The organism is Priestia sp. RMT2NF4, from assembly GCF_047872835.1.
Lineage (GTDB): Bacteria > Bacillota > Bacilli > Bacillales > Bacillaceae_H > Priestia > Priestia zanthoxyli.
On the sequence record NZ_JBLQZO010000007.1, the window covers coordinates 88,729 to 110,875 of the forward strand.

Consider the following 22,147-nt stretch of genomic DNA (forward strand, 5'->3'; position numbering starts at 1 on the left):
TAATGGAGAAATCGCAATTAGCCTTTTAGAAGAACGTCAATTAGGACAATCTCATCTGAATTTTTTAAGGCTCTTTTTATTATATTTTCAAATTCGACTAAACTATTTGCCCGTTCTCCTTTAATTCCAAAGCTAGTTGCCAATTGGACAAAATTTGGGTTTGTAAAAGTTACTCCATAGCTCTTACCAAACTTTTTGTTCATCATTTCCTGCTCTATTTTTAATGTAGAGTCGTTTAAGACAATAATAATGAATGAAAGCCCTAAGCGCTTTGCCGTCTCTATTTCTGCAAAATTCATTAAAGCTCCTCCATCTCCAGTAATACAAATAACTGAATCATTAGGGCAGGCTAGTTTAGCTCCAATTGAGCCTGGTAAAGCAATACCCATGGAAGCTAGACCATTTGATATAATGAACTTGTTAGCGTTTTTGGGTTGATAAGTTCGAGCTATAGATACTTTATGAGCTCCCACATCTGAAATCACAATTGTTTCCTCTGAAGAGAGCTTATCGATACTATGCAAGATATTCTCGATTGTCAAATGAAGTAAATTGCTGTCTATCTTTTTCTCTTCAATATGATAGGATTGCTTAATTTGTTTCTGGAGATTACCAGAAGGAATCCACGGTTTAGAAGGAATATCGAGCTGATTGAATACCCGTAAAGTCTGCTTTATATCTCCAACCAATTCAGCTTCTACAGGATAATATTCATCTATTTCTGCTGGTAAGGTATCTATATGTAAAATTGGTGTTTTTTCCGTGTTCCATTCTTTGGGTAGCTTCTCGACAAAATCAAACCCAATTACAATAAGCAGATCAGCTTCCTTTAAGCCTGCGAGCACTTCATCTTTCTCATTAAATCCAAACGTAAAGAAATTTCGTGGATGATCTTTAGATAACACACCTTTAGCCATATAACTATGGGTAACCGGTGATTGAAGACGTTCAATAAATAGTTGAAGCTCATCCACGGCTTCCTGTCTAACAACGCCGTTACCGATAATAACAAAAGGTCTCTCATACTGCCTAATAAGAGTATTGGCAGCCTGAATTGACTCCATGATAGGTATACTTACGGGTATAGATGTAGGTGAAATAGGTTTGATGGGAACGATTTGAGTTGCTAAGTCTTCTGGCAATTCTACTACTATGGGTCCTGGCTTTTCCATTTGTGCAATTTTAAATGCTTTTCGAATAATCTCAGGAAGCGTTTGTGCATCTTTTATTTGAACACGCCACTTCGTTGCTGGTTCTACCATTTTAATAATGTCCATATATTGATGTGACTCTTTATGCTGTCTCCCCAAAACAGCCTGTCCCGTTAATGCTACAACAGGAGAGTGGTCTAGCTTTGCACTAGATATACCTGTCAATAAATTAGTAGCTCCTGGTCCTAATGTTGATAAACATACCCCTACTTTGTTTGTTAACCTTCCGTATACATCTGCCATGAAAGCAGCTCCTTGTTCATGCCGCACATTCACGAATTGAATCTGTTTAGAGTTGGATAAAGAATCAATAAAATCCAACGTCTCTTTACCAGGTATTCCGAAAATATATTCAACTCCCTCATTTTCTAAACATTGAACAAGTGTATCCGTCACTTTCATATTGTTCGACCTCTCTTTAGATAGTATTCTGACAAGCTTATGTGAAAGAAATAGCTCATCAATTCTTATCTCGTTTTTTCTAGTTTTAACTAACCGGAACCCTAAATATATGGAATGAAATCATACTCACTAACTGTTGCTTATAGTGTTACCATTAGGTTCTTATGTTAAATACATTTTTTAGAGAATGTATAAATAATTGGATGAGTCAACCTTTCATCCGTGTGAACTGATTGGGAGTGTGACAATACTCTATAAAGAATTATTATTAGAAAGTAACATTTTAAGGAATGTAAAAAATCCCATATACAAATAATAAGCCGAATACTCGTATAAATTGGAAGGAGCGGCTTTTATGAAAAGATTATTATGGGTAGGATTTATTGTGTTATTTTCGCTAAACATGCTGGTTGAACCAAGTAGTGCTCGTGCTGAAGCACTAGAACATCGTGTTAGTCAATCTCAGGTAACGTTTGAAAATGAATTCAGAAGACTTTGGATGGATCATGTATTGTGGACAAGTAATTATATTACAAGTGCAACAACAGCAGGATCAGAAGACCAAAAACAGGTGTTGGCAAGGCTATTAAAAAATCAGGAAGATATCGGGAATGCTGTGAAGCCGATATACGGAGAAAAAGCTGGGAACAAACTTACGGCTTTGCTTAAGGAACATATTGTGATTGCCGGCAAGATTGTAGATGCAGCTAAAACGGGAAAGAAAGCCTTGGTGAATCAATTAAACAAAGAATGGTATCGAAATGCTGATGATATAGCAGCGTTCCTTAGCCAGGCTAACCCTTATTTAAAAAATGAAGACTTAAAGAAATTACTGTATATGCATCTAAAATTGGTGACAAATGATTTATCTGCAAGCTTAGAAAAAGATTGGGAAGCAAGAATCGTTGCAATTGATGAAGGAATCTCACATATCGTCTTAATGGCAGATACTATATCTGCGGGAGTTGTGAAACAGTTTCCAGAGAAATTCAATAAATAATCTTAATAATCTCCAATAGAATGCTGGAGATTATTTGAAATTCCTTCATAAGAAACTGCACCTGTAAGAACTCTTTTGATTGATGCCTCTAGGAGACCTTATGTTCACTAAAAAGGTACATGTAGATATTCTGCATAAATCGTCATACCAAAAAAAGGTTTATTAAACTTAAACACTGGGTATTATCAAATCAAGACGATGTGTTAAGAGTACCGCCCGTGCATAGGGTGTGTCCTTCTCTATTCTATAAAAAATGGCGCCTCCAACGGCGTCATTTTTTATTTGTAAACAAGTTTAAGGATGCTTCATGCGAAGGTTGGATTTATATGAAAAGGTACATAGATTCTTATCTAATAGAATCTATTTTTACACCACTATTCAAAAAGATTTTGAGTGAACTTCCCTTTCTTTTGGGCAGACGGGTCCCCGTGTGCTCTCTCATCTAATTTAGTTCATATTTATGAATAAAATGCCCATAATGAGTATGTGGGCATTGGTTAATCTTTGACTTCTATCATTTCGATGTTTAGAAGATCACTTATAAATATTTTGAGGTTTTTGCATGAGAACCTCATTATGATGTAGATCGTCATACCCCAATCACCTTTTTAGTGAAGTGAGTATTGATAAAGAAAGTTAGAAAGATCACATTAATTTAAGTTTAAGATGTCTCTATTGGGATAATATAATAAATAAGCTAGATTTAATGATAATCTGGTTTATTTTCTACATTCTAGGAGGCAACAAAAAATGGAACACGGTAAAGTGAAATGGTTTAATGCTGACAAAGGTTTTGGATTTATCGAGCGTGAAGGTGGAGAAGATGTATTTGTTCACTTCTCAGCTATTCAAGGTGAAGGCTTTAAATCCTTGGATGAAGGTCAAGAAGTGACTTTTGATATCGAACAGGGGCAACGCGGACCACAAGCGACAAACGTAAATAAAGCATAAAAACCATACTAAAAAGCAGACTCTATTTTCAGAGTCTGTTTTTATTTAAAAAGATTTTTATATCAAAACTTATTTATCAATAATTATAAGTTCGTGTTTTTTTAATTCTTCTTCAAAGAAAAAGGTACTTGGATATTTGTCGACTGTATAAGAGTATCTTTTCATGTTTTTTACATAATGATTTTTTAAGATTGTTACTGATTCATTCGATACTCTTATAGTTACTATTTCTCCATTACTAAATATTTTCTCACTCATAGCCTTTATCCTTTCTCGCATCAAAAGTAATCAGGGATTATTTTCTATATGTTTTTTTACGGCCTACTGTTTCTTTTCTACCTCTATTTCTCTTACGTTCTGCTTTTGCCTTTTTATTACGAAGCGGTGCCACTTCAGTTAATTGGACAGGGGTCATATTTGATTCTTTTGCTAAGAGCTTTAAAGTGGCTGACAGTAAAGAAACAGAATCGACTTCTTCTAATAACTTTTCCGCCATTGGCTTATACTCCACAAACTCCCCTTTGTCGATAGCGGTCAAAACCTGGTGAATGATTGCTTCCTGATGCCCTGCCATTACCTCACTAGAAGTAGGAGGTGACTGTCTAGACATTTTTGTTTTCGTGACATCTTCGATCACTTTTAAGTGATTACGTTCTCTTGGAGTTATAAATGTAACTGCCAATCCCTTAGTACCTGCCCGTCCTGTTCGGCCGATACGATGAACATAGCTTTCAGGGTCCTGAGGAATATCAAAATTGTAGACATGACTAACACCTGTAATATCAAGTCCTCTTGCTGCAACGTCGGTTGCAACCATAATCTCAATCGTATGATTCTTAAATTGACGAATCACATCGGCACGTTTAGATTGTGTAAGATCTCCATGAATGCCTTCTGCTGCATACCCACGCTTTTTTAGGCCTTCAGCAAGTTCATCCACACGTTTTTTTGTGCGTCCAAACACAATAGCAAGGTCTGGTGATTGAAGGTCTACAAGATTACAAAGAACATCAAATTTTCTATTCTCTGGAATTTCCATATACTGCTGCTCAATGTTCTTTACCGTTAACTCCTTCGCTTTTACTTTTACGAGTTCAGGAGCGTTCATAAATTTCTGAGCTAGACTTTGTACTTGCTTCGACATGGTTGCTGAAAATAGTAAGGTTTGATGGGGAGAAGAGATGCCGCCAAGGATCGTTTGGATATCTTCAATAAAGCCCATATTTAACATCTCATCTGCTTCATCCAGAACAGCTGTACGAATATGATTTAAACGAATGGTTCTTCTTTTCATATGGTCCTGAAGGCGTCCTGGGGTTGCCGAGATAATATGCGGTCTGTTTTTAAGAGCTTTGATCTGACGATTAATATCCTGCCCTCCATAAATGGGTAGCGTTTTAACTCCTTTTACCTGTCCAATTCGATTTAACTCCTCAGCTACTTGAATAGCCAGTTCACGTGTGGGTGCTAAAACTATTCCTTGAATTCCTTCTTCACCAAGCTCAACCCGCTCTATAAGGGGGATGCCAAAAGCTGTTGTCTTTCCAGTACCGGTTTGAGCTTGTCCAATTAGATCTTTACCCGTCATAGCTATCGGAATAGCTTCAGCCTGAATCGGCGTAGCCTCTTCAAAACCCAAGTTATGAACGGCCTTTTCAATGTCTTTGCTTAAATTAAAATCAGAAAATTTTTTCAATTTTTCGTGCTCCTTCTCTTACTTAAATTCAGAAATGAGAAAAGTACTCTTTAACCAGAGCTGTTATCTATTCATTTCTGCGTATTGGAAATCAGTCTTATTATTCACGAACATCTTATTTTAGCGTATCTATATAAAGCGAATTCATGCCTTATTTTATCCGCGCTTTCGTGTATTTATAAATTTTTATAGGATCTATAAAGTGTGGTTTAATTTAGAAAGATATGGTTCTTACCATTTCTTTTTTAAAAGGTATACTATTTAGGAGCAGGGATGATGTAGTTATGTATTATAACCATAGGAAGAAAAATCAAGAGCCCTTACCTAAAGAACGAATAGAGATTTGGGAATGTGAATCAGAAGAATGTAATGGTTGGATGAGAAAAAATTTCTCTTATCAAAATCATCAAAAGTGTCCTTTATGTGGACATAAAATGAGATCCGGAGAAAGGCTTTTAGAGGCGTCTTCTAATCCCCATCAAAAATAATTTATGACCGTCTTTTGTATAAATCTATAAAAAACTTACGGCACTTCTTTAACTGAAAGTAAACTTCTTACCAAACAAACATGCCATATTTACTTTGTATTTCTAGTGTATGGTATAACCAGTCCATACCTTGTACCCTTCGTATGACGTAGAGACCAGACTTAAAACTCTGATTTTTCTATCATAACGAGATTTTAAAATAAAATATAATATGTTTTTTGCTAGCTAATGAAATCAAAAGTAAAAAAAGACTCCTAGGTGGAGTCTTTTTTACTCATTTTAATTACGCTACTTTATGAACGTTAGCAGCTTGTGCTCCACGTTGGCCTTGTTCGATGTCAAACGTTACTTTTTGACCTTCTTCTAACGATTTAAAGCCTTCACCTTGAATAGAGCTGAAATGTACGAATACATCGTCTCCGCCTTCAATTTCGATAAAACCGAAGCCTTTGTCTGCATTAAACCATTTTACTGTACCTTGTTCCATGATATTGCCTCCTGATGTGGAATACTCCACACTTGTATTACTACCCTTGTCCAACCATACTATCTTAAGATGAAAATTTCTATGGAAGAGATTTCTCTTCTCTCAATCCTACACCGAACAAAAATAATTAAGCTAAGCGTAACACACAGAACCGAAGATAGCAAATATAGAAAAGCAGATAAAACTTTAAAACCGAAAAACATGTATCAAAAAAAAGACCTAATTTGAAGCTTACTAGTAGCACATAAATTCAATAAACTTTCACCATTTTTGCACCTCTGTAGATTACATACAAAACAATAAGCGTAGTAAGAAACCTGCTTGTTTTTGTGTATATAAAATTTTTCATAAAATTGATATCTTGGGCATAATACAGGATAGATACTTGGTAGAGGGGCGATTATTTGAGGCTGAAGGATGGAAACTTTTATACAGATAGTAGAACCAATAAGGTATATAGATTAAATGAAGATGACAAGGGAAGCTGGTACCTGAGTACACGTGATGATGAAGATCATCATCAAATGTCAAAAACCTCGGGGCGTAACATGATGAAATTGTTAAAGAGTTTTTATAACAAAGTGAACGACGGTTGAAGATTAACCGCTCTGGAAAACAGCATAAAAAAATTTAAAGCTAGCTTAACACAGTTAGCTTTGTTTCTAGTTTATAGAGCCAGTTATCATAATGTTTTTTAGGGATTAAGCAACGATACGAACAAAAAAATTTTGGCCTGGCCGTTGGCAATCACCTATTATTTAATTTCGATTGCAGAAGCCTTGTTGTCCCAATCCGACGCCATAATACCATTTCTATATTGTTTTTTGAAAAATCATCTATAATTGATATTGTTTTAATCTCATATTGAGATATATAATAAAAATAAGAAAAAAGAAAACGCTTTCTAAATTTAAATACATTGTTACTTTTCAAACTATAAGGAGGATTTAAAATGAGCCAAGTGGAAAGAAATTCTAAAGTACAGAAATTAGTTGAGTATAAAAAATTCAATGAAGAAGAAGTTTTAAAAATGACAGATCCGCAGGTTGAATATTATCACTGGCTCTATTTTGATGATTCCGCTTATGATTATATGTAACTCAACTATAAAATAAGAAAAAAGCACAAAAACGTTTGGTTCCAACGGGTTTGTGCTTTTTTCTTTTCTTTAATTATAGGATTACTCGTTTTCAATACCATTTCCTGTGACAACAAAGTGAGGGCTGTCTTCCTTTCGGTTGAAAAGTCTCCAGAACTCACTATACTCATCGTCTTCTGACGTATCCGGAAATCCCTCCACTAAATAACCTTGAGATAAAAAGATCTTTAGCCCTCCTACTTCATCCGAGCCAACTCTTTCAACAATCGTGTGTTCGTTTATACCTTCTATAAAAAATTCAATTCGTTCATCGAATCGATTATTTCCTTGGACATCCCATTCAAAGTACTCATTTTCATCATCCAATCCTGTTCTTGGAGAATAGAAATCCCGTGAGGCTACTACAATTTTATTACCTTTGACAATACGCCATGAACATTGAATATGTAAAGCGTATTCAGCTACCTCTTCCGTTTTCCCCCTTCTGGTTACTAAAATTTTTTCTCCAAATCCTAGCCAAAACAAATTTGAGGCTCTCCCCGCGCATCTTACATTTAAGCCCACTAATTTGTCTAATTTTGATATAGTTGCTTTTCTCATGCTTTTCTCCTTTTATTTGCAGCTAAAGCTTTCTTTGTAAGTAACTAAACAATTAGAATGTATTAATCTATTTTGTTTATGGCAGTAAGGTTATAGCGACCTATTTCTTCTTTATTTTTAATGACTACTAAAACACCTTTTAAAGCATTTTCTTTAAGCATTTTTATTTTTTCTTTATTAGGAGCCACTGGCAGCCCTCCGGACTTAGTGGTGAATCCTAAGTCATAACTTACATTTATTTTCCCATTTCTATTCCTATCAAAATCCCCATATCCTGATCCTCTTCCTAATCCATCAAGCCCTTTCTCGTCATCAAAAATATTAATCCCTACAGCGTCCTTAGAGGCCTTTATTAACTCTTTATTGGGTAAAATTTTAAAATCTAAATCGTCTTTATCAAAATTAATCAGGCTTTTATCACTATAATGCTTAATTCTCATATCGTAGTAAAGAGCAAGAGGCACAATTTCTTTCTCTTTTCCGTTCTCTTCTACTATTGTAGATCCTACCAAACCTTTGTCATTAACTACTTTTACTTTAACATTAGTAATTTTAAAAGGTTTTTTCTGATTATCTTGCTGATATTCTTTTGACACTTTTTTATTTTTTTCTACATCTGAGCTTCCTTGGTTTGAACAGGCTCCGCTCATTACCAACGAAACAGCCATAATAGTTACACCAATTAATTTTTTCATTATTCTATTCTCCCCTGTCTTAAATGACCCGAGCCTTGTGATTGTGGTAAATCTGTGAAGCTTAAATCTTTGTACAACGTAATTCTATCGCTTTCAATTGTTATTATGTTTTATTTATATTGGATACTTCTTTTTAGTATGTAATTGTATAGGCTTTAAGTTGTACAGATGCTCTTAAAGAAACTGAGTTACGTTTATCAAAATAGAAATAGAGGAAACATATTGTATCAATAAGTGTTTTTAATTTATTTTGTAATTCCGATGAGATCATCATCAGTACCTATTATTTCTTCTTTACTAAATGTATTAAGTAGTACATTTGCGCAATTAAAAACGAAAGAAATACAATGATGATGAATCCAAAGGTATTAATGGCCTCCTCTGCTGCATTATCACCAGTCATTAAAAGAGAACCTAATACGAAATATAGTATAATCCCTATAAAAAGGTTCAAGAAGAAAATGCTTATATATTTAGACAATAAAAAATCTCCTTTCTTTAAATAGCTTTTTCCGTTTATTTCCTATTAGTCTACCAAATACGTCTGTAAAAGTGTACGATTTTTAGAAGACAAATGTCATAAGAGGTATACAAAACATTTCTAGTTTACAAATGGATAGCTAATTAAAGTATGTTATCATGGATAAAGAAGGAAGTAATGTTGAGTACTACTTTGAAGGAGTTATTAATGAGACAGTTAAAAAGAAATTGTTTTTGGGTTCTAACTATACTAATATTATCCAGTACAGTCTTCAACCTGACTTGGAGAGATAAAAGTTGGCCAGGGTATTACACTTTATCCGTATTTTTAGTTTTGATTGTACTAAATATTATTTGGAACAGATATGGAAAGAATGAAAGTATAAAAAGGTAATGCACCATACCATAGGTTTGCTGCATTACCTTTTTATTTTTGCAACTTCTGGTTAAAAGTCTCAGCGACAAATTCAAATTCTACATCGTCTTTATGAATAAAAAATGTAGTACACCCGTCAATCCCAATGCGTTTATTAGACTGAGCACATACTACATCTACCTCAACCAGATTAAAATGAACAGCCTGAGGATCCTGACTATCTAGACCCATTGTTAAACCATTAATACTATCGCCAAAAGACTTAAAAATAAGCCTTTTCCCTTCCAAGTTCTCTTTACTAACACCAAATTTCTCATTATTCAATATCCCTTGAAACGATGACGCTTTGGGAAGACACTGGATATGATGAATCCCTTCGTAGCACCTTAAAGTAAACAAAAAAGGGTGTGCTTCACTTGCCATAATCTCAACGCCATATTTGAACGAAAAAGTTTTATAAACCATTTCATAAAATAAAGGGATGACAATATCATCCCATGATTCATAAGCATGAGCATGTATGCGTATTAGATGGGGATATAAGCTGGTAATGGCACGCTGAAAATTTAATAAAACTTCCGTATCAGTAAGTTCAGATAAAGAATCATTGATTTCATGATTCTTTATCTTTCGTAGCCTATTATCAATCATCAACTTTCCCCTCCTACCTCTAGTTAGTTAATCTTCCGATAGTACATGTACGTCATGAAACTATTCGTTATTATACTTGTCTAGGTCATTCCATTTTGTAAACTTGTTTCTAAGATTTCTAGATATTTCTTCGTCTTTGCTCAGAAGTAAAATTAAAGATGAGTCCCAAAAAACTAATTCTATAATTGCTTTAGGGTGCTGAATTGTCGGTGTTTCAATCCAAAAACCCGGATTACCATCAGCATAAGGCTCTTCTTTAAGCATATCTAAATTTATAGTTTCTTTCTTATCAAAGGCAGAAAAAACTCCCCATATAAAATAGATATCCTCTTTATTAGCAAGCTTTGTGAGCTTTTCACCTGTAATCCAGTATGTATTGCCGCTCGTTCCATTGTTGTAAATTCTGTAGTCAGTAAAGTGATCAAGGTACTTATCTGGCAAAGATCCATCTAAATCAGTCAACAGCCAATTGTACTTTTCATGAAAATTATTAAAAGAACTCAGTATTTCCTTTAAGTCATAAAAGCTCTCTAGGATCGTATTCATGAATTCCACTCCATATTTTAGTTTTATTTTAACATTTCCCTTAGTAATTTTTCTGTATACAACATGCAAGAATAGTTAACATAACGCTCATTCAAACTCCTCAGGACACCAAACAGCTATGTCATCCCCCGGAGTTGCAACTAAAAGCCAATCACTTCCTGCAAAAGGGTCTCCTAATTGCCAGCATTCATAGTTAGGATCATGACCGTTCACAAATAATACTCTTCCCGATTCTAGAGAAATGATAAGATGAGGCGATACGGCATCCAGCTGAACATTTACTACTTTTTGTCTCCTGATATCCCAAATATGCTTAAAATATTGCTCTTCTGTATGGAAAGGCACTGCATCCTCTGATGATGGGTATGTATCGCGGGCTTCAGGATATACAGTCCAAGTTGTTTCGATATTCAATACAAAATCACTATCATCTTTTTTATTATAGTTAGTAAAATACAATAGAGTTACAGAGCTATTAAGCCCAAATTTCACGCCATCTATTTGACTGCTAATAAGTAAGTGCTTCAGTACTCGTTCCGCAAATTTTTTGTCCTCTATCTTCACTGTAGCTGCTCCGTTACACGTGTTTTAGATGTATACTATATAAAAAGTTAAGCAGCGTAATCCTCTTTAGATATTAAAAAACTAAAGTTTACTGCTCAAATTAACACTTGGCATATTCATACTAAACATAAGCTACATTAAAAAGCTCTTTATGAAAACACAGTCTGTTTATTTCTGCTTTTTTCCTTCTCTTACTTCGCTGATTGTCTTTGTAAATTCACGCTCAGTTACTCCTAGATAGGAGTCGGAACGACGAACATATACAATCCTAAGGTTTCTGTAAGGCTCAGGTATTGAAAAGAGTTGTACTAACCCGTCCCTCTCATATCTCTCCGCTAATGACCGGGCTATAAGTGTCACACCAAGACCAGAAACTACTGTCCCCATAATCGTTTCGAGTGTAGCAAATTCCATAATTTTCGGAGATAAGATCTGTTCGTCTTTTAACCATTGCTGTAGTCTTTCTCTATATTGGCAGCCTTCATTAAATAAAATGAATGGTAGGTGTAGTAACTCTCTGGCAGACTGAATCTGCTTCTTACCTTTTTCATTCGCACTGCATACAAGTACAATTTCTTCATCAAAAGCCGGAATTTGATCAAGCGTTGACACATTTACTGGTTCTGCTACAAATGCCCCGTCTAGCTGGAACTTAAGAACTTTCTCTATTAATTGTGTACTTACTCCTGATACTAGAGAAATATCCACATTTTTGTGCTTATTATGATAGGAAGAAATGATTTCAGGAAACCCTACTACCGTTTCAACTAATCCAATACATAATGATCCAACAAGGTTACGCTCATCTTGAAATGCTTTCTGTATTTCATCCATTAGCCTCATCATTTGTTCTCCGTACGTTAAAAGTTTTCGACCTTCTACATTTAATGTCATTCCGCGTCTGTGACGATGAAACAATGGGTGTCCAATTTTTCGTTCAAGAGATCGAATACGTGCTGTTACATTTGGTTGGACATAACCTAGCTTATCAGCAGCAAGGCTTACACTGCCGTATTCTGCCACAGCCATAAATATACGTATATCTTCTACTTCCATAAACATCCTCCTTTCCACTTACATTCATTTAGGTATTAACAATAGTGATATCTACAATCATTTATCATTATTTTACAAGATATCAAGCTCTAGATAAAATAATGACATCCAATTGTTACTGCAATTATTTAGTAGCCATTACATAAAGTTCTTAAAATGAGGTGACTAAAAGGAGGAAATCTGATTGTTTTATTTACTATTGTTTCTTGCCATCATCTTGGAGGTAATCGCAGTATTTTTTCTTAATCTTACAAATGGATTCACAAACTTTGTTCCGACTGTTTTTGCCATACTATTTTATTGTTCTTCGATTGCTGCTTATATGCTCCTTAACGCTAAAGGTGAAGTAGGAGTAGCAAGTGCTTTATATGCAGGAGGTGCAACCGTACTTGTTGTTGTCACAGGTATTATTTTTTTTGATGAAACTATTTCCTTATCTAAAATCTTAGGAGTTTCTCTTATTGTAATTGGTGCAGTTTCTCTTAACATTAAAGGAAGTTCTAAAGAAAGAAGGGCAGCGTAATGGGATACGTATTTTTAACGATTGGCTTAGTTTTAGGCATTGCAGGGCAAATGTGTGTAAAACTATCTAAAGGCTTTAGACAAACTGTTCCCACGATAGGTGCATTCTTATTGTTCATTGCTTGTATTTATTTCATTTCTCTAACAACACACTATTTTGAAATGGGCATCATTTTTGCTATATGGGCAGGGCTAACGATTGCTAGTACAACGCTGTTAGGTATTTATATATTTAAAGAATCAAAAAACAAAAGAAAGATTATCTCCGTTACTCTTATTATTACAGGGGTTATTATACTGAAAGCTTTCTAATAAAAATAAGATAAATAAGCCCCTTAAGTAACCTCGGTTCCGGCTACTTCACAACATCTGGTGTAATAATACTCTTCAATTCTATTAAGAGCATAATGTTGTAGCTGTTCCTGCAATTCATCTAATTGTTCGTATATATTGCTCATTGCCGACACCCCCTACTGTTATATATTTTCTTCATTCTCTGGAGACCAAACTGCCACATCTCCACCTGGACATGCAACGACTAACCAATCTTGTGAATCTGTACCGGCTTGCCAACTTTCATAGAGGTTATCTACTCCAAAGATTGTTAAGAGCACACCGCTTGTAAACTGTAACGTTAAATGAGGTTCTTGTTCCCCTAAGAATATGTCTGTGATTTCCTCTTGTTTGGCAATAAGTGAAAAAAAGGAACGTATAGGTGAAACAGTCCACTTGTTTTCCGCAGTAATAACAAGTGGTTGACCATCAGCAGCTTGTATTTTGAGTCTAAAATAATCAGAACGTATTCCATCTCCAACGTGCTTAATTTTTCCACCTTTAAACAACCGGCACAATACTTCTTCTGCTTCCACTTTTTCTTCTTTTTTCATCGTATCACCTCATTTGGTGTTTATTGTTGTTATCATCAACTATATAATAGTTTTACTTCTTCCAGATAGTTTATTTGTGCGTTATCCTACGAAAGGTTGGTTTTATGGACATTCGATTAGTTTATTACGAAAAATATAAAGGTACCGTCACTTCTGAATTTCACTATATTCCCTCTGAACAATCAAATCCACCATAAAGAGGATTTGCAGATGCCCAGATATATCGCATCCCTAAGAAACATTTAGCATATGATATAATTCCATTTGCATTTTTCGAAGGTGCCGGCTCTTTTACTGATGTTGGCGATGGAGCTGTATTGTGAGCTGAAACGCTGCCATTTGAGCTAACATAAGTTGCACTTGCCGTTACCCATCCGTTTTGTCCAAGGTTGTACATGCCATTTTTCTTCGCGTACACATTATAATGCTCGCCTTTATGTAACGTACGAACTACTTTTGCATTAAAACTATTTCCTGCTCGAAGATATAACGAATGAGCTTTAACCTGAACCGTACCAATCGGAGTACTAGCATGCACTTTCGATTGAGACGAAATAATAATTAAAGACGCTGCAATTCCAATAGAAATTAACATCTTTATTCGTTTTTTCATCCTGAACACCATCCTTTTTATAACCAATTGAAACATTATGTGTTACCTGTTGAGTCTTACTTCATACTATAAGGGACATCTCCCATAACATCAGACTGATTGCAAAAAAAGACTGTTCATCGGTAAAGATGAATCAGCTTTTCTTACCTTCACCCCAACTTCTGCACTCTCCTTATTTCTTTTTTACCATTTTTTCTTTTTTCTCCAAATTGGAAGCATCCTAGAACATTTAAACTCCTTACCTCTGTAACTATCTTTCACATTTTTCCTTGATTCCCATATATATTCCATGTAACATAAACACTATCATCTATCTTGGAGGAGTATAATGAATAAATTAACAAAAACAAGCATCATGTGTGCCGTTTTAGTCTCTGGCCTTGCTGCTTGCGAAAGTGGAAAGAAAGAAAACGAAGTAACCGTAGAAGCACCTGCCCCAAAACATACCGCTAGCCTTGAGCACGTAACAAACGTTAGACCGGCAGAAGGCAGCCTATCTTATCATGAAAAATCTAAACACCATAAATACTATATTTCAACCAACAGCGCATCTTACGTGGATGATATCGATAGCATTAACGGAACTTCAACATTTATGAATGTATCTGTACGTTTAGAAAATACGTTTGAAGAAGGAAATTCTGTATCGCTAAAAGACCTTCACTTTACATTAGAAGACGTAACAGACAGTAAGACCTATGAACCAGCTACTAGAGAGGCTTATACAAAAGAGGGATATACGCTTTTTACAACAAATTATCCAAACATGAAACTAGAAGACAAACCACTTGATTTAAACATTGTTTTTAATATTCCAGATAAGCCTGACCATCTCTATCAATTAATGGTTGTTCAAGATGAGGCAGATGCTGATTATTTTTATTTAGATACAATTAAATCGGCATATAAATAATTAAAAAAGCCACTAACTCTATACTTGAGATAGCGGCTTTTTATATGAAACGCACATATATTTTATTTAATTTTAGGTAAACAACATGATAACATAACTACCTAAAATAACGGAAATAATTGCTCCGTATACGATAACACCCGTTGTATTTTCTTTATTATGTAGTTTCTTCAAAAGCGTAGCAAATGCAATATACAGCAAACCCAGGAACAACGGGAAGGTAAGACTTAGAAAGATCATAGGACACCTCACTCACGTCAAAATATAACTTTATTTTATAATCTATACAATATAAGGTAAAAAAATTTGTGATTATTTAGCTGCTGATTTTATTTTAAATAGTTTATTTAAAACATAGATTAATTCAATTTAAATCTCTAAGATGTGTTTAATGTCTTCTGCCGTTAACTCATGGGTTTCCAAATATTGATGCGCTAATTGACAAATGAACCCTCGTTCCTTTAACGAAAAATGGGTGATTTTCTTTTCCATTGAGCGAAATGGAGGAATGGTTTTATCTCCTTTAATAGACAAACCTTCTTGGTCGAAGGACACGAGTGCTCCGTTTTCCTTGTAGTATGTCAACACTTCTTTTGCTGCTTCTGGTGGTCCATGTTGACAGTATTGTTCAATTGTCATTTCTTCATCTAGAATAACTAACATTACTTCTTCTTGTGAAATCCCCAAATGGGCCATAAAACTTATCCAGTCGCCATTCGGTACATATGTGTTAAATACTTTTTTTGTTGTTCAGTCCAATTCATACTTTCACCTCATGTTTTTTCTTTACTTATAAATAGTAAGGTGTAGGTATTATGTAAACATACACTTATACTTGTCGATACTCTTTTTAAGGAGCGGTTTATATGCGCACAGAACAAATAAATATTAGTATTGAAAAACCACCTGCACTTGAATTGGATAAAATCCTTAGTCAAGATACTTTAGACTACGACACACTTAATGAGACACTCGACTATTACATAGTTGAATACGATTCTTTGCTTGAAAGTCGCACCATACTGTTTTCAGACCTATGTGTTATGAGTATTTCGGTATACGTAGAGGACGACAAGACGCATATTGGCTATTGGCTTACCAGTCCATCTGGGGAAAAGATAGAAGGCACAACTGTCACGACCATTATTCGTTCGTTCTCTATTTTATATCAAGGAAATCTCTATATAGTTGAAATAACCGTTGAGGATTAAATGAATTGTAAAAAGAGGAAAAGTTCTGTATTTAATCGAAGATTCGCTGTGTTTTTTACATATATTTTACATTAAACCATATTTAGTAATATAAAGGTGACTTACAAACAAAAAATTGTGATTGAGACTATTTATTTTAGTGGCTTTGTTATAGTAAATTGTTAATCACAGAAGTACATATATTAAACTAATTTGTGTTAGACTGTTACAAGATTAATACTTCGAAAAAGAAAGGCCGGAAAAAACATGACACAAACAAATACAGCATTTCGTGATGCACTTATCAAATCACTCAGAGGTGAAAGAGGTCATCTTCCAACAATTAATGCAATAACCGACATTAATATGGAACTTGCTTCACATAAACAAAAGGAATTACCTTACTCTATTTATCAATTAGTGAAGCATATGAGCTATTGGCAAGACTTTTTACTTGCTCTTGCTAAAGGAGAAAACCCTGAGAGACCGAAAAGTGTAATTGAAAGCTGGCCTGAACATCCTGCTCCGGTTGATGAGGAAGAATGGCAAAAGACGATCCAGCATTTTTGTGATGGAATTGACGAAGCTTGTCACTTAGCTGAGACATTATCAATCGAAGAACCTCTCGATGCTTGGCCAAGTGAAACCCCAGGGGGATTACTGCGTAATATTGCTTCTCACAACAGCTATCATCTAGGTGAAATTGTCATTATGAGAAGATTAAACGGAGCATGGCCACCGCCAACGGGAGGCTTTCCTGCTTAGATTGAGACATAATGCAGAAATAAAGCTCTAAAAAGCGTCCATTAAACACTTTTAGAGCTTTATTTTAGTTGTGTACTATTACCTTTATGAATAAAGTGTGGGACAAAACAAGTCTTCCTCTGCATTTCTGACAATTGAAAAGTGTGCAACGTTGTAATGACCATGTAAAGTTTCCTTATAATGCTTTATGATTTGTTCAGCACTTAAAACCATTACTGTCCATTGTTGAATGTCCATCACTCACTAATGTCACATCCACCCCATTGATTGTAGCTGTTCTGACTTCACTATCTATACAGTGTTGTGTCTAAATCAATGAGCAACTTAGCGGATTTTCTTGCCCCCTTGGTCTCTTGACCAGCTCCCCTTCACAGTTAGGACAAATATACATCGCACTTTCACTACATTTATCACAGAATGTACATTCATGTGTACAGATATAAGCAACAGAGCTATTATGGAGTTTCTTATTGCACTTTTCGCATGTATTTCTCATTTCTAAAGCCATTAAATCCCTCCTTTTGATATAATTAAATTGTATTGTATAAATTTCTATTTTCACATATCTATTTTATTGTATTACTAATTAATAGCTTTAATATTGACGGAAAATTCATTATTTTAATTTATAATTTAAAGCGGGGTATGTTTTATGGATGAAATTGATAAAAATATATTACTACATCTACAAGAGAATGCTCGTTTGTCCGTTACACAGTTGGGAAAGCTGGTTGGTTTATCCACCCCTGCTGTTAATGAAAGAGTAAAAAAACTTGAAGAGAAAAACATAATAGATGGATATAGAGCAATAATTAACCCTGAAAATTTCAACAAACCTGTAACTGCTTTTATTTTATTTAGCAATACAAAATGCAAGCAATTCGTAGAATATTGTAAAGAACACCCTGAAGTTATTGAATGTCATCGTTTGGCGGGTCAATACAACTATCTAGTAAAAGTTTTAACTAATTCCGTTCAATCTCTTGAAACATTTATTGATGAATCTATGGCTTTTGGAGAGCCATCTACATTGATTAAACTTTCATCACCAGTTGTCTATAAAGCAATAAAATAGAAAAGGAGAAATATCCAATATGAAAAAGCGGATTTTGAGTTGGAGCATTCTTGTTGGGGTTATTATTATTGTAGCTATTGGCATACCAAGGATAACAGCTAATGAAGCAAGCGCTTTAGGTTCATCAGAAGAAAAAAAGAAAGTAGAAGAACTCGAAGAAAATTTCCGAAAGTGGTCACTTGAACCACTGGATAAGTTTATGGTGCAAAGTCACCAAGCAAAGCCGAATGGACATCAGTGGAATAGTGTGAAACAAAAATCAATTAAAAATTACCGTGTCACATATTACACGTTTTTTGGATTTCGTTACATGGAAGCAGAAGTTAGTTGAATCTAACATGGAAAGATAAGATTTGCGCAGAATATTATGCCACATGCCCGTTTTTTTTCTTTATCATGATCCATTCGATGTTACATAGATATAAAAAATAAACGTACAAAAAAAGGTAATGCAACATGCACTACCTTTTTTGTATTGTAATTGTTCTCTAAAACACCTGAAATTATTTTAAAATTATCAATATTATAGATTAAAAGGATTTTATTACCTTTTATGGTATACTCAAACCTAAACTATTCTTAAGGAGTGAACGAATTGGAAGTGAATAACCAAATTCAAATGAGAACAGTTATTGAGTAGATGTCTAATGCAAATACTAATTTTAGAAAAGGTGATGTGTGTAGATGAGTCAAAGATATGTTCAGCATCGTTTATTTCCTTACTTATTGGCCGTGTTTTCCGTATATTTACTTATCAGTAAAAGTAGCTTTATACCATGGTCCATCCTTGCATTTATAGTAGTTAGCACAAGCGTAATAGATAAAAGGTATAAGTCTTCAGAAAACACTAAGAGATATATTTTTGCTAATAAGAGACTAGATTTTGTGTACAGACTTTTTTTATCTATCAGTGTTTTATTTATTATGATGAATCTACTTGTCTTAAAATTAGGTACAATATCTGTACTATATGTTCTTCTTCTACTATTTTTGACATCCATATTACTGTTCACTAGTCATATGGAATAATACGCTGTCTGTAGAATAACGAATGGTAGAGTTTTATCAATTAGAGAGGAGCATAAAATTGCAATCAACTTTTCAAAGAAGATTTAAAGACATACTACTCATTATTCTAACCTTATTACTTGTCATCTCCGTATTAGTAAATTGCGCTAGTTATTTTAATAGCAAGCAAATCGAAAGCATCAGTTCACAATGTTACGATAAAGGAGGAGAAGTCATACTTGAGATACATAACCCTTTTACCAATAATTATTCTTTTATATGTAGGTAGGCTTTATCTATCTACTCCAGTGTTTTTTCATAAATGCAGGGACATTTTCATTTTGCATTTTAACGAACGGTCTTTGCAAAAATAAATAAGCGCAGCTGCTTACTTCAGCTACGCTTATTTATTTAAATCTTTATGTTGATATTAACCTATAAACCATTCAATTCTCTACCTATACCTTATCTAGATGAAAATCTCTTCATTATGGTCTGTACATGTCATAGCTCTAATGTTTAGTCTCAAATTAACTCCAACGTTTTTCGAGACGCAATATGATGGTAAACTGCACCAATCATACCTGATTGATTTCCAAAACTAGTAGATCTGATAACAGCACAGAATGCTGGATCAATTTCTAAGATTCTCTGTTTTAATTCGTTTATGAATGTTTTTCTTGAAGTAATCCCTCCCCCAATATAAAAAGTAGGAGGAGCAAACACATAATATAAGTTTAAGATGTTCATTGCCAATCCACTATATAAGTCACTAACCAGAAGCGATGCTGCTTCTTCCCCTTGGTCGTAAGCTTCAAAGATTTGTTCACCTGAGACATTTTGAAAAGGTATGTTCATACACGTTGCATATTTTTCACGAATGACTGCCAGCGTAGCTGTTTTGTTAAATTTATGATTTTCTGCAATACCACTCGTAACGTGTTCACTGAACATATGTCCAAACTCACCAGATCGGTTACGTCTCCCTCTATAAAGAGCGTCGTTCAAATAAATTGCGCCTCCAATTCCTGTTCCAATAGTTAGACAAAGAAAGTCAGCCTCTTCTTTTGCACTTCCTTTCCATTTTTCTGCTAGAGCTACACAATTCGCATCGTTTTCTGCACTTATTGCCAAATCAGGAAATCGTTCTTTAAAATATGCAAAGATATTGAACCCATTAAAATCTTCAATAGCACCGCCCATTTCAATAAAACCTGTATTAGGATTAATAAAACCAGGTATGCTTAGAGCTAGCCCTACTACATCAGAATCCATTCGGCTTTCAATTTGAGTAAGAATAGTCTCCCCTTTCCTATTGGCTAGAGGTATTTTTACGGATTCAACAAGATCACCGGAAAGAGAAAATTTCCCCATTTTTAAATCGGTACCACCAATATCACAAGCTAATACAAATTTCATTGTATATCCTACTTTCTTCTTCAAAATATTGACTATAACTTCATTATAAGTGCATAAATAAAGAATTACCCCCTATAAAAGTATACGGGGGGTAATTCTTTATTTAGTTGTTTCAAGCAATATTACTTTCTGATTGTTTTTTTGCTTCGAGCTCTTCATTGTAAGAAATACTATCTTGCATTCTGACAAAAGGAAGATAAATCATCACTGACATCGCAATGGTTACTATTTGCAATAAAGCCCCTCTCCAGCCGCCAATCAAGAAGCCAGAAATAACCGGCGGTGTGGTCCAAGGAACCTGAAGTGCATTGAAAGGCTCTACCCATCCCCAAATGATAGAGAAGTAAACCATAAATGATGAGATTGCAGGAACAACAATAAAAGGAACAAACATTATTGGGTTAAATACAATTGGCATACCAAAAATGATTGGCTCGTTTATATTGAATAATCCAGGAGCTAAAGATAATCGACCGAGCTGCTTTAAGTGCGATGACCGTGCCACTATAAGAGCTGCAATAATAAAACCAATGGTAATACCTGATCCTCCTAGTTTCGTAAATACATCCAGGAATTGAATGGTTACAACTTTAGCATTTTCGCCTACAACAAGCTCTTTACCAGAATCCAATATTGCTTGGTTTTGTAGAGCATTGGCTGTTAGAAGCGGTCCCATTACTCCCATAATAATGGCAGCACCATGAATTCCACACCACCAAAGAAGTGACATTAAGACCATGATAAGAACTGCACCAGTAAGCGTGTCCGTCAAATTTTGCACGGGTACTTGCAGCAGTTTATAAACAATTTCAGTGAATGTCTTATTTGCAAAAGCTTGGCATAATCCAAAGACAATGGCAGCTACTGTAATGATGGCAAACCCAGGAATTAGTGCAGAGAACGAGTTCGCAACGCCTGGCGGAACACCTTCTGGCATTTTAATACGAATATCACGCTTAATAAACTGCGAATACACAAAGCCAACAAATAGACCAACTACAATCGAGGCTAGTACACCCTGCCCGCCGGTCCAAACTTTGGGAATAACACCTGTGACGGTTTCTCCGCTTTTTGCCAAGACAGAGGACTGAGTGATAATAAGGAAGGCAACTACACCTAAAATACCAGCTGGCGTACCTTCAATTTTTTCGTTCCGGACGTATGAATAAGCGATTCCAAACACACCAATAAGAGCCAGAATATCAAATGTAGAACCGACAACCTGGGTAAGTGGAAGGTTCCACTGTTCTCCAAAGAATTTCACCATAGCCTCTTCCCAGCCTGGAATCGGGGCAGCGAGAATTAATAGAAAGAGAGAGCCGATAATTGTCATCGGCATTGTTAAAATAAACCCATCCTTAATTGCAAGTGTTGGTTTTGCATTTGCAAATCGAAGGAAGAACGGGGTGAACTTTTCAAATACACTTTCTAAGCGACCCATAGGGGTACCTCC

Annotated in this window: 28 protein-coding genes and 1 pseudogene; 11 read left to right on the top strand and 18 right to left on the bottom strand. The window is 35.0% G+C overall.

Annotated elements, in window-relative coordinates:
• Positions 1–17: 17 nt before the first annotated feature.
• Positions 18–1,613 carry an acetolactate synthase large subunit gene (locus tag ACMX9J_RS22885; protein ID WP_328141949.1) on the bottom strand — a complete coding sequence of 532 codons (1,596 nt, stop codon included), beginning with the start codon at positions 1,611–1,613 and terminating at the stop codon, positions 18–20.
• A 355-nt stretch (positions 1,614–1,968) separates the two neighbouring features.
• On the opposite strand from ACMX9J_RS22885, the gene ACMX9J_RS22890 reads away from it, so the two are divergent.
• On the top strand, positions 1,969–2,613 hold the full coding sequence (locus ACMX9J_RS22890; protein WP_182030309.1) for a glycosyltransferase: 645 nt from the start codon (positions 1,969–1,971) through the stop codon (positions 2,611–2,613).
• Positions 2,614–3,363: 750 nt separating this feature from the next.
• A complete protein-coding gene (locus ACMX9J_RS22895) occupies positions 3,364–3,564 on the top strand; it encodes a cold-shock protein (RefSeq protein ID WP_013056409.1) in 201 nt (66 codons plus the stop codon).
• Positions 3,565–3,633: 69 nt separating this feature from the next.
• Here ACMX9J_RS22895 and ACMX9J_RS22900 read toward each other — a convergent pair whose 3' ends face one another.
• Positions 3,634–3,822, bottom strand: a complete 189-nt coding sequence (locus ACMX9J_RS22900) for a hypothetical protein (protein WP_251438949.1) — start codon at positions 3,820–3,822, stop codon at positions 3,634–3,636.
• 37 nt (positions 3,823–3,859) lie between these two features.
• On the bottom strand, positions 3,860–5,260 hold the full coding sequence (locus tag ACMX9J_RS22905; protein ID WP_176344272.1) for a DEAD/DEAH box helicase: 1,401 nt from the start codon (positions 5,258–5,260) through the stop codon (positions 3,860–3,862).
• Between the two features lie 284 nt (positions 5,261–5,544).
• On the opposite strand from ACMX9J_RS22905, the gene ACMX9J_RS22910 reads away from it, so the two are divergent.
• Entirely contained in the window at positions 5,545–5,748 is a 204-nt protein-coding gene (locus ACMX9J_RS22910) for a cold-inducible protein YdjO-related protein (protein ID WP_034264940.1), read from the top strand.
• A gap of 283 nt (positions 5,749–6,031) precedes the next feature.
• On the opposite strand, the gene ACMX9J_RS22915 is transcribed toward ACMX9J_RS22910, so the two are convergent.
• Entirely contained in the window at positions 6,032–6,235 is a 204-nt protein-coding gene (locus ACMX9J_RS22915; RefSeq protein ID WP_013056405.1) for a cold-shock protein, read from the bottom strand.
• Between the two features lie 952 nt (positions 6,236–7,187).
• Between ACMX9J_RS22915 and ACMX9J_RS22920 the strand changes: the two genes are divergently transcribed.
• Positions 7,188–7,334 carry a BH0509 family protein gene (locus ACMX9J_RS22920; protein WP_014460666.1) on the top strand — a complete coding sequence of 49 codons (147 nt, stop codon included), beginning with the start codon at positions 7,188–7,190 and terminating at the stop codon, positions 7,332–7,334.
• Positions 7,335–7,415: 81 nt separating this feature from the next.
• Here ACMX9J_RS22920 and ACMX9J_RS22925 read toward each other — a convergent pair whose 3' ends face one another.
• From ACMX9J_RS22925 to ACMX9J_RS22955, 7 genes are all read right to left on the bottom strand, one after another.
• Entirely contained in the window at positions 7,416–7,934 is a 519-nt protein-coding gene (locus tag ACMX9J_RS22925; RefSeq protein ID WP_416226220.1) for a hypothetical protein, read from the bottom strand.
• 62 nt (positions 7,935–7,996) lie between these two features.
• Positions 7,997–8,629: a hypothetical protein gene (locus tag ACMX9J_RS22930; RefSeq protein ID WP_416226221.1), complete on the bottom strand. Its 633-nt coding sequence runs from the start codon at positions 8,627–8,629 to the stop codon at positions 7,997–7,999.
• Positions 8,630–8,912: 283 nt separating this feature from the next.
• On the bottom strand, positions 8,913–9,110 hold the full coding sequence (locus tag ACMX9J_RS22935) for a hypothetical protein (protein ID WP_033578609.1): 198 nt from the start codon (positions 9,108–9,110) through the stop codon (positions 8,913–8,915).
• 426 nt (positions 9,111–9,536) lie between these two features.
• Positions 9,537–10,136 carry a hypothetical protein gene (locus ACMX9J_RS22940; RefSeq protein WP_416226261.1) on the bottom strand — a complete coding sequence of 200 codons (600 nt, stop codon included), beginning with the start codon at positions 10,134–10,136 and terminating at the stop codon, positions 9,537–9,539.
• A 60-nt stretch (positions 10,137–10,196) separates the two neighbouring features.
• On the bottom strand, positions 10,197–10,682 hold the full coding sequence (locus ACMX9J_RS22945) for a hypothetical protein (protein WP_416226223.1): 486 nt from the start codon (positions 10,680–10,682) through the stop codon (positions 10,197–10,199).
• An 87-nt stretch (positions 10,683–10,769) separates the two neighbouring features.
• Entirely contained in the window at positions 10,770–11,246 is a 477-nt protein-coding gene (locus tag ACMX9J_RS22950) for a hypothetical protein (RefSeq protein ID WP_098999950.1), read from the bottom strand.
• A 168-nt stretch (positions 11,247–11,414) separates the two neighbouring features.
• Complete coding sequence (locus ACMX9J_RS22955) at positions 11,415–12,302, bottom strand: LysR family transcriptional regulator (RefSeq protein ID WP_416226224.1); 888 nt, start codon at positions 12,300–12,302, stop codon at positions 11,415–11,417.
• Positions 12,303–12,486: 184 nt separating this feature from the next.
• Here ACMX9J_RS22955 and ACMX9J_RS22960 point away from each other — a divergent pair, with 184 nt between their 5' ends.
• Together ACMX9J_RS22960 and ACMX9J_RS22965 are read left to right on the top strand one after the other, a co-directional pair.
• The gene (locus ACMX9J_RS22960; protein WP_033578604.1) at positions 12,487–12,825 is read left to right on the top strand and encodes a DMT family transporter; all 339 of its coding nucleotides are present in this window, start codon (positions 12,487–12,489) and stop codon (positions 12,823–12,825) included.
• On the top strand, positions 12,825–13,136 hold the full coding sequence (locus ACMX9J_RS22965; protein WP_047751245.1) for a DMT family transporter: 312 nt from the start codon (positions 12,825–12,827) through the stop codon (positions 13,134–13,136). Before ACMX9J_RS22960 ends, ACMX9J_RS22965 begins: the two co-directional genes overlap by 1 nt.
• 164 nt (positions 13,137–13,300) lie before the next feature.
• Here ACMX9J_RS22965 and ACMX9J_RS22970 read toward each other — a convergent pair whose 3' ends face one another.
• Both ACMX9J_RS22970 and ACMX9J_RS22975 read right to left on the bottom strand, forming a co-directional pair.
• A complete protein-coding gene (locus ACMX9J_RS22970; RefSeq protein WP_051418576.1) occupies positions 13,301–13,711 on the bottom strand; it encodes a hypothetical protein in 411 nt (136 codons plus the stop codon).
• Positions 13,712–13,874: 163 nt separating this feature from the next.
• Positions 13,875–14,324 (bottom strand): hypothetical protein, encoded by a 450-nt coding sequence (locus ACMX9J_RS22975; protein ID WP_416226225.1) that lies wholly within the window; start codon positions 14,322–14,324, stop codon positions 13,875–13,877.
• 328 nt (positions 14,325–14,652) lie between these two features.
• Between ACMX9J_RS22975 and ACMX9J_RS22980 the strand changes: the two genes are divergently transcribed.
• Positions 14,653–15,237 carry a hypothetical protein gene (locus ACMX9J_RS22980; protein WP_416226226.1) on the top strand — a complete coding sequence of 195 codons (585 nt, stop codon included), beginning with the start codon at positions 14,653–14,655 and terminating at the stop codon, positions 15,235–15,237.
• A 369-nt stretch (positions 15,238–15,606) separates the two neighbouring features.
• Here the strand turns inward: ACMX9J_RS22980 and ACMX9J_RS22985 are convergent, their stop codons facing one another.
• The gene (locus ACMX9J_RS22985) at positions 15,607–15,933 is read right to left on the bottom strand and encodes a hypothetical protein (protein WP_416226227.1); all 327 of its coding nucleotides are present in this window, start codon (positions 15,931–15,933) and stop codon (positions 15,607–15,609) included.
• Positions 15,934–16,103: 170 nt separating this feature from the next.
• Between ACMX9J_RS22985 and ACMX9J_RS22990 the strand changes: the two genes are divergently transcribed.
• Positions 16,104–16,448, top strand: a complete 345-nt coding sequence (locus ACMX9J_RS22990; protein ID WP_416226228.1) for a hypothetical protein — start codon at positions 16,104–16,106, stop codon at positions 16,446–16,448.
• Positions 16,449–16,694: 246 nt separating this feature from the next.
• Complete coding sequence (locus ACMX9J_RS22995; RefSeq protein ID WP_416226229.1) at positions 16,695–17,192, top strand: DinB family protein; 498 nt, start codon at positions 16,695–16,697, stop codon at positions 17,190–17,192.
• An 84-nt stretch (positions 17,193–17,276) separates the two neighbouring features.
• Here the strand turns inward: ACMX9J_RS22995 and ACMX9J_RS23000 are convergent.
• Together ACMX9J_RS23000 and ACMX9J_RS23005 are read right to left on the bottom strand one after the other, a co-directional pair.
• Positions 17,277–17,499 (bottom strand): annotated as a pseudogene (locus ACMX9J_RS23000) (cysteine hydrolase); the annotation flags it as partial.
• Positions 17,500–17,700: a DUF1272 domain-containing protein gene (locus ACMX9J_RS23005; protein ID WP_028413848.1), complete on the bottom strand. Its 201-nt coding sequence runs from the start codon at positions 17,698–17,700 to the stop codon at positions 17,500–17,502.
• Between the two features lie 144 nt (positions 17,701–17,844).
• On the opposite strand from ACMX9J_RS23005, the gene ACMX9J_RS23010 reads away from it, so the two are divergent.
• Positions 17,845–18,267, top strand: coding sequence for an Lrp/AsnC family transcriptional regulator (locus ACMX9J_RS23010; RefSeq protein WP_034264978.1), 423 nt, complete (start codon positions 17,845–17,847; stop codon positions 18,265–18,267).
• 19 nt (positions 18,268–18,286) lie between these two features.
• The gene (locus tag ACMX9J_RS23015) at positions 18,287–18,598 is read left to right on the top strand and encodes a hypothetical protein (RefSeq protein ID WP_034264981.1); all 312 of its coding nucleotides are present in this window, start codon (positions 18,287–18,289) and stop codon (positions 18,596–18,598) included.
• 1,202 nt (positions 18,599–19,800) lie between these two features.
• Here ACMX9J_RS23015 and ACMX9J_RS23020 read toward each other — a convergent pair.
• On the bottom strand, positions 19,801–20,694 hold the full coding sequence (locus tag ACMX9J_RS23020) for an ROK family protein (RefSeq protein ID WP_416226230.1): 894 nt from the start codon (positions 20,692–20,694) through the stop codon (positions 19,801–19,803).
• A gap of 112 nt (positions 20,695–20,806) precedes the next feature.
• Positions 20,807–22,135, bottom strand: a complete 1,329-nt coding sequence (locus ACMX9J_RS23025; protein WP_416226231.1) for a PTS sugar transporter subunit IIC — start codon at positions 22,133–22,135, stop codon at positions 20,807–20,809.
• Positions 22,136–22,147 lie beyond the last annotated feature (12 nt).

Excerpts from the sequence above, each read along its gene's own strand:
- ACMX9J_RS22885 (WP_328141949.1), bottom strand. The coding sequence starts at position 1,613 with ATGAAAGTGACGGATACACTTGTTCAATGTTTAGAAAATGAGGGAGTT.
- ACMX9J_RS22890 (WP_182030309.1), top strand. The coding sequence starts at position 1,969 with ATGAAAAGATTATTATGGGTAGGATTTATTGTGTTATTTTCGCTAAAC.
- ACMX9J_RS22895 (WP_013056409.1), top strand. The coding sequence starts at position 3,364 with ATGGAACACGGTAAAGTGAAATGGTTTAATGCTGACAAAGGTTTTGGA.
- ACMX9J_RS22900 (WP_251438949.1), bottom strand. The coding sequence starts at position 3,822 with ATGAGTGAGAAAATATTTAGTAATGGAGAAATAGTAACTATAAGAGTA.
- ACMX9J_RS22910 (WP_034264940.1), top strand. The coding sequence starts at position 5,545 with ATGTATTATAACCATAGGAAGAAAAATCAAGAGCCCTTACCTAAAGAA.
- ACMX9J_RS22915 (WP_013056405.1), bottom strand. The coding sequence starts at position 6,235 with ATGGAACAAGGTACAGTAAAATGGTTTAATGCAGACAAAGGCTTCGGT.
- ACMX9J_RS22920 (WP_014460666.1), top strand. The coding sequence starts at position 7,188 with ATGAGCCAAGTGGAAAGAAATTCTAAAGTACAGAAATTAGTTGAGTAT.
- ACMX9J_RS22925 (WP_416226220.1), bottom strand. The coding sequence starts at position 7,934 with ATGAGAAAAGCAACTATATCAAAATTAGACAAATTAGTGGGCTTAAAT.
- ACMX9J_RS22930 (WP_416226221.1), bottom strand. The coding sequence starts at position 8,629 with ATGAAAAAATTAATTGGTGTAACTATTATGGCTGTTTCGTTGGTAATG.
- ACMX9J_RS22940 (WP_416226261.1), bottom strand. The coding sequence starts at position 10,136 with ATGATTGATAATAGGCTACGAAAGATAAAGAATCATGAAATCAATGAT.
- ACMX9J_RS22945 (WP_416226223.1), bottom strand. The coding sequence starts at position 10,682 with ATGAATACGATCCTAGAGAGCTTTTATGACTTAAAGGAAATACTGAGT.
- ACMX9J_RS22955 (WP_416226224.1), bottom strand. The coding sequence starts at position 12,302 with ATGGAAGTAGAAGATATACGTATATTTATGGCTGTGGCAGAATACGGC.
- ACMX9J_RS22965 (WP_047751245.1), top strand. The coding sequence starts at position 12,825 with ATGGGATACGTATTTTTAACGATTGGCTTAGTTTTAGGCATTGCAGGG.
- ACMX9J_RS22970 (WP_051418576.1), bottom strand. The coding sequence starts at position 13,711 with ATGAAAAAAGAAGAAAAAGTGGAAGCAGAAGAAGTATTGTGCCGGTTG.
- ACMX9J_RS22975 (WP_416226225.1), bottom strand. The coding sequence starts at position 14,324 with ATGAAAAAACGAATAAAGATGTTAATTTCTATTGGAATTGCAGCGTCT.
- ACMX9J_RS22980 (WP_416226226.1), top strand. The coding sequence starts at position 14,653 with ATGAATAAATTAACAAAAACAAGCATCATGTGTGCCGTTTTAGTCTCT.
- ACMX9J_RS22985 (WP_416226227.1), bottom strand. The coding sequence starts at position 15,933 with ATGGCCCATTTGGGGATTTCACAAGAAGAAGTAATGTTAGTTATTCTA.
- ACMX9J_RS22990 (WP_416226228.1), top strand. The coding sequence starts at position 16,104 with ATGCGCACAGAACAAATAAATATTAGTATTGAAAAACCACCTGCACTT.
- ACMX9J_RS22995 (WP_416226229.1), top strand. The coding sequence starts at position 16,695 with ATGACACAAACAAATACAGCATTTCGTGATGCACTTATCAAATCACTC.
- ACMX9J_RS23005 (WP_028413848.1), bottom strand. The coding sequence starts at position 17,700 with ATGGCTTTAGAAATGAGAAATACATGCGAAAAGTGCAATAAGAAACTC.
- ACMX9J_RS23010 (WP_034264978.1), top strand. The coding sequence starts at position 17,845 with ATGGATGAAATTGATAAAAATATATTACTACATCTACAAGAGAATGCT.
- ACMX9J_RS23015 (WP_034264981.1), top strand. The coding sequence starts at position 18,287 with ATGAAAAAGCGGATTTTGAGTTGGAGCATTCTTGTTGGGGTTATTATT.
- ACMX9J_RS23020 (WP_416226230.1), bottom strand. The coding sequence starts at position 20,694 with ATGAAATTTGTATTAGCTTGTGATATTGGTGGTACCGATTTAAAAATG.
- ACMX9J_RS23025 (WP_416226231.1), bottom strand. The coding sequence starts at position 22,135 with ATGGGTCGCTTAGAAAGTGTATTTGAAAAGTTCACCCCGTTCTTCCTT.